Origin of the sequence: Actinomadura sp. KC345, assembly GCF_004348515.1 — a bacterium.
GTDB lineage: Bacteria > Actinomycetota > Actinomycetes > Streptosporangiales > Streptosporangiaceae > Spirillospora.
Genome location: NZ_SMKH01000415.1, coordinates 1 through 5531 on the forward strand (window position 1 = coordinate 1; position 5531 = coordinate 5531).

The window sequence follows — 5531 nt, forward strand, 5'->3', positions numbered from 1 at the left end:
GGGCGGGGCGGCGCGTGGTTCGGGGTTCATGGGTGAAAGGCCCTTCCTATTGGATTCACGTAAAGTGTGGCGCGGCGGCGGGTGGTGTATTCGGCGGCCGGAATAGGATCGCCGCGTGCATTGGTGGAGCCAGCAGGCCTGTGACGCGGCCGCGGAGGCACAGGCCGCCGACCCGTCTCCGCAGAATCTCATGGCGGCCGCCCAGGTGCAGGCGATGGTCTCGATGGCGGAGGCACTGCACCGTATCGCCGCGGCCCTGGAAGAACGGCGCGACGCCGAAAGCCCGCCGCCTTTTCCCGTCCGGTCGACATAGATCAGAACGAGGCCGGTCAGCCGAATACCGGTGCGCCCCACGCGGGGGGGCGCACCGGTATTTCACGGGGTTTCAGGCATCGCTGAAGGACTTGCGTTCCGTCCTGCCGTTGGTGCTCGCGGCGAGGCGCGAGGTCTTGGCGACGGACGGACGCGGCGGGGTGGTCTCCATGGGGTAGTCGTTGTCGGGTACCGGGGAGGCCGGCCGCTCCTCCGGCGCGGCGGGGCGGGGCTCGTCGCGCGGGCGGTCCCGCAGCCGCCTCGCGGCCTGCCGGAGGGCCCGCTCGCCGACCAGCCTGGTCAGTTCGAGGCCCCAGCAGTCCAGCTTGTCGGCGTCGGTGAGGTCGTCGCGGTGGCTGAGCTCGGCGGCCAGCCCGCCGAGCCGCTGCGCCTCCGCCAGGTCGAACTCGCGCATGAGGTGGCAGCACAGTTCGGCGAGGGCCGCGTGGTCGCGCTCGAACGAGAGCCCGGACAGGTCGTTGTGCGACAGCCTGCTGAGCGCGCGTTTGCGCTCCAGCTCGCCGTCGGCGATGCGGAGGATTCCGTTGAGGAGGGCGATGGGACCGGTACCGCTGGCCCTGCTCTGGGCGGGCTGGAACGACATGCGCAGGACGGCCGCCGAGCCGATCCCGGCGGCGATCACCCGGATCACCGTGAGGCTCGCCTGGGGAGTGGTGTCGGGCAGGCCGAACGTCCAGCCGGCGGCGGTCACCGCGATCAGCGCGACGGTCGCCGCGCTGGCGTTGACGAAGACGAACAGCAGCCCGCCCGGCGACAGGAGGGCGGCGACCGGCTTGTCGCGGTAGCGCGCGACGAGTTCGGCGAGCCCGATCGCGCCGCCGATCACGGCGGCGAGGAACATCTCGATGGTCATGGCCTTCCTCTACGCGCTGCGGGCGGTCAGCCGGCCGAACGGGGACTCCTCGGACCTGCCGCGGCGCGACACCAGGGGCGCGGCCCGCTCGGGGCGCTGCCGGGCCGCGAGCTCGGTCCTCTCGACCTCCAGGAAGACCAGCAGCCATTCCGCGGGGCCCGCGGCGAGTCCGGTATGGGTGCGCATCGCCTGTTCGCGTGCGCCGAGAAAGGCCAGCAGCCATCGGGCGGGCCCGGACGCGCCGGCGGCTCGAATTCGTGAATACATGGGGGAGACCATTTCGCAGCCCACCCCGGAAGTCGACCTCCGCCGCGTCAAGTTTTCGCGGCGACCCCCTTTCGCGGGGCCGTCACCGTTACGCCGGAAACGCCCCACCCATGACCCGCTGATCTTCTCACCAATGGTCGGGCGGCCGAAACCATTGAACCGGACCCGGGAATTCCTTTACAAAGAATTCCGCTTGGCGCCGGAGGTGGAGATCATAATTCAGACGCGGTCGGGCGCCGCGCCGCACGACACCGCCGGCCCCGGCGCGTCGGCACGCCACGTCTGACGTCCCCCGGCGGCGCACACGCTCGGGGACGCCGGGTCCGGACCAGGAGGCGGTGGGCTGCTCGGCGCCTCCACGGCGGCGTCATCCGCCGGCCGGGCGCTGAAGGCCCAGATGGTCAGTGCGCAGAGCGCGAGGGCCGCGCCGAGGACGGTGGGCCCGGCCCAGCCGGCGGCGTCGAACACGGCCGTGGTCGCCGCCGCCCCCAGGGCGGAACCGAGGGAGTAGAAGACCATATAGGCGCCGATGGTGGTGCTGGTGCGGCCGGGGTAGGCGGCGGTGAGCGTGTGCTGGTTGCTCACGTGCACGGCTTGGACGGCGAAGTCGAGCACGATCACGCCGAGGACCAGCAGCGGCAGCGACCACGTGAGCTGCCCGATCGCGGCCCAGGAGGCGAGAAGGAGCGCGAGTGCGAGGCCGGTGACCCGGCGCGCGTGGCCCGCGTCGCCCCAGCGTCCGGCCCTGGCCGCGCCGAGGGCTCCGGCGAGCCCGGCGACACCGAAGAGCCCGATCTGCGTCTCGCTGAGGTGCCATGGCGCATCGGCCAGCGGCAGGACCATGCCGCTCCACAGCGTGCCGAACGAGGCGAACAGGAAGAACGTGATCAGCCCACGGCCGAGGAACACGGGCCGGCCGAACAGCCCGCCGAAGGACCGGAGAACCTGCCCGTACCGCGCCGCCGTGTCCGGGCGGGCATCCGCGGGCAGCAGGGCCAGGGTGAGCAGTGCGAGGACCGCGGCGGCGATCGCCAGGGCCAGGTAGACGCTCCGCCAGCCCCACACGTCGGCGAGGACTCCCGCGATGACGCGCGCGCCGAGGATGCCGATCACCACGCCCGAGGTCACGATGCCGAGGTTGCGCCCGCGCTCGGCGGACGGGGAGATCGTCGCCGTGTACGCCACGGTGGTCTGCACCGCCACCGCGAACACGCCCGCCACGGCCAGTCCGGAGAACGCCGCCCAGGCGACCGGGGCGGCCGCGGTGACCGTCATCCCCGCGGCCACCAGGCCGAGGTGCGCGGCGATCAGGCGCCTGCGGTCGAGCATGTCGCCCAGCGGCACCAGCAGCACCAGACCCGCCAGATAGCCGAGCTGGCCGACGGCCACGAACCAGCCGAGCGAGTCGACCGGGACGCCCAGGTCGCGTCCCATCGGACCCAGGACGGGCTGCCCGGCGTAGACGCTCGCCACCGCGACCCCGCACACCGCGGCCAGGAGCAGCCTCGTCCTCCAGTTCACCGGCACACCTCCATTTGGTTGCATTTTGCAACTGATCGGAGCGTAGGGCAGAATGGTTGCAATACGCAACTCTTCGGAGGTCGACGGTGCGCGACGACACCGACGGACAGGGCCTCGCGTGGACGGACCCGAGCTGCCCGGTCGCCCGCACGGTCGATCTGGTCGGCGACCGGTGGAGCCTGCTCATCATTCGTGACGCGATGGACGGCGCTCGCTCGTTCACCGACTTCCAGCGGCGGACCGGCATCGCCCGCAACATCCTCACCGAGCGGCTCCGCAAGCTCACCGCCCACGGCCTGATCGCCCAGGTCGACGCCCCTTCGGGCAGGCGCAGGCTGTACGTGCTCACCGAGGCGGGCAAGGAACTGTTCCCCGTGATCGTCACGTTGCGGCAGTGGGGCGAACGCCACGCCTTCGAGGCGGGCGAGACGCACTCGGTCCTGGTCGACGGCGACGGCGCCCGCGTACCCGACCTCCTGCCAGTGGCGGCGGACGGATCGCCACTGACAAGCGACACGACCTCGGTGCGGCGGGCCACCTGATCCCGGTGCGCGGAAACGGTGGCGACGCCTCGCGACGAGGCGCCACCACCGTTTCCCGGGGGGGGTGGGCCCGAGTCAGCCGGTCGGGCAGGTTCCCGCGTATTTGGCTATGTCGTCGTTCGGTTCCGGAGCCGGGCATAGGAATTGTTCGTAGCGGGCATCGTCGTCGACGAACCGCTTCATCCACGCGATTGCGTACTTCGCGATCGTGGTGTGCGGCGAGTTGAACGTCATGTGCCCGGCGTTGTTGAGTTCCAGATACGCCTTTTCGGGGGCGGCGGTGAGGTTGTTGAAATACGACTCGGCCATCGCGCCGGCCGGGGCGATGAAGTCGTTGTCCGCCGCCATGACCATCGTCGGCACCCGGACGCCCGCCCAGTCGTAGTCGGTGTTCCAGGGCGCGAGCGGGATCGCCGCCTGCAGCGCGGGACGGTCGTCGGCGGCCTCCAGCGTCCCGCCGCCGCCCATGGAGTGGCCCATGACGGCGAGGCGGGCGGAGTCGATGCGGTCGCTGACCTTGCTCTCGCCGGTCAGGTAGTCGAGCGCGGCGAGGAGCTGCTGACCGCGGGCGGCGGGCACGTCGAGGAGGCTGGTGGTCTCCAGGGTCATGACCACGAAGCCCTGGGACGCGAGGCGCGGGCCGTACCAACTGATCCACGCCTCCGGGGAGACGAATCCCGGCGAGACGGCGATGGCGCCGAACGTGCCCTCGCTCAGGTCGGTCGGCGCGTAGATCGTGCCCTGGTTGAACCCTTCTCCGCTGCCCGCCGGAACGTCGATCCGCTCGATGTCGAACGGGCCCGTTTCCGCCGTGATGCTCTCCTCGGTCGGCGCGGGGCCGCGTTCATGAGGATTGGCGGCGGGTTGAACGGCTTGATGAATGGCTGCGGGACGTTCGGGCGCGGCGTGGGCCGCCGGCGCGAGGGCGGAACCCGCGGCCAGCACGGCGGCCACGGGAAGCGCTCGGAACGCGTGCGCCAGATGCTTGTTCATCGGGGGACGTACCCTTCGCTAGCCGAACCGCGAGGGGTGGGGCATTCGCGGCTGCAAGGATTATGGGACGCCAGGCCGGCCCTTGCCGCTTAGGTGCCGACGCCTTTTCGCCGCGCGCCTTATAGGGAACTAACAAACCGCCCCCGGTACGGGACGGAGGGGCCACTCCCCCCGAAGTGGCCCCTCTCCCCCCGTTCCGCCGTGTCGGCCCCGGCGCGGTGCACAGGACCGGCCGCTCCCCCCGAAGCGGCTCGCGCCGGCCGTTCAGCGGATGCGTTGAACGTAGCGAGCCCGGCCCCGCCGCATCGAGGCTTCAACCGTCCGCGTCGACGAGCGGACCACAGCATGCGACGAACGGAACACGCTCCGCAGTCAGGCATGGCATGAAATCTTCCTCCGAGGTACAAGAAATGAACCCTGGTGTCCGGGGGGAAGAGCGCCGCTCCCGCCGGACGTGCTCAGCCGTCCCACACGGGCAGCTGGACGGCCGACGGGCGGGCCGCGTCGCGGAAGACCTCGAAGCGGACGCGGCGGGACGCGACGGCCCGCCCGGCGGGTTCGCCGGTGCCGTGGTTGCGGGCGAACCGGGGGAACGCGCCGCCCGCGAGCATGACGCGCAGCCGGTGCCCCCGCAGGAACCGGTACCCGGTCGGATGCATCTCGATCTCCGCACGGACGACGCCGTCCGCGCCCGCCTGGTCGGGGGTCAGGCGGAGGATCCCGTCCGTGACGTTCCGTGAGACGCCGTCACGGTCGACGTCGCACAGCCGGACGAACAGGTCGCCGTGGCCCGTACTGGTACGGACGTGGATCGTCGCCGAAACCGGCCCGATCAGATCGAGGTCGCGCTCCAGCGGCGCGCCGCTGAGAACGACCACGTCGTGGCGCCGCTCGACCGGGGTGTTGTCGCGCTGCCGCCCCTTGCCGGGCGCCAGCAGCGGACCGCCGACCGCCGGAGTGGGATCGAGCGGGTCGTACGTGAACGTCACAGGTCCACTCATGCCATCGGCCGAATCCCCATC

General features: G+C 71.5%; 7 protein-coding genes. 2 read left to right on the plus strand and 5 right to left on the minus strand.

All coding sequences use genetic code 11. The annotated features are described in order from the left end of the window. The first annotated feature begins 115 nt into the window (after positions 1-115). Positions 116-313, plus strand: coding sequence for a hypothetical protein (locus tag E1281_RS36925; protein ID WP_131884345.1), 198 nt, complete (start codon positions 116-118; stop codon positions 311-313). Positions 314-385: 72 nt separating this feature from the next. Here the strand turns inward: E1281_RS36925 and E1281_RS36930 are convergent, their stop codons facing one another. The 3 genes from E1281_RS36930 to E1281_RS36940 all read right to left on the minus strand — a co-directional run bounded on the left by E1281_RS36930 (position 386) and on the right by E1281_RS36940 (position 2974). Further along, complete coding sequence (locus E1281_RS36930) at positions 386-1186, minus strand: hypothetical protein (protein ID WP_131884346.1); 801 nt, start codon at positions 1184-1186, stop codon at positions 386-388. Positions 1187-1195: 9 nt separating this feature from the next. Continuing rightward, a complete protein-coding gene (locus E1281_RS36935) occupies positions 1196-1453 on the minus strand; it encodes a hypothetical protein (protein ID WP_131884347.1) in 258 nt (85 codons plus the stop codon). 219 nt (positions 1454-1672) lie between these two features. Next, complete coding sequence (locus E1281_RS36940; RefSeq protein WP_243717766.1) at positions 1673-2974, minus strand: MFS transporter; 1302 nt, start codon at positions 2972-2974, stop codon at positions 1673-1675. Between the two features lie 86 nt (positions 2975-3060). On the opposite strand from E1281_RS36940, the gene E1281_RS36945 reads away from it, so the two are divergent. After that, complete coding sequence (locus E1281_RS36945) at positions 3061-3516, plus strand: helix-turn-helix domain-containing protein (protein ID WP_131884349.1); 456 nt, start codon at positions 3061-3063, stop codon at positions 3514-3516. A gap of 75 nt (positions 3517-3591) precedes the next feature. On the opposite strand, the gene E1281_RS36950 is transcribed toward E1281_RS36945, so the two are convergent. Together E1281_RS36950 and E1281_RS36955 are read right to left on the minus strand one after the other, a co-directional pair. Then, a complete protein-coding gene (locus E1281_RS36950) occupies positions 3592-4509 on the minus strand; it encodes a dienelactone hydrolase family protein (RefSeq protein WP_131884350.1) in 918 nt (305 codons plus the stop codon). 458 nt (positions 4510-4967) lie between these two features. Continuing rightward, positions 4968-5498, minus strand: a complete 531-nt coding sequence (locus E1281_RS36955; protein WP_207943730.1) for a CocE/NonD family hydrolase — start codon at positions 5496-5498, stop codon at positions 4968-4970. Between the last annotated feature and the right edge of the window lie 33 nt (positions 5499-5531).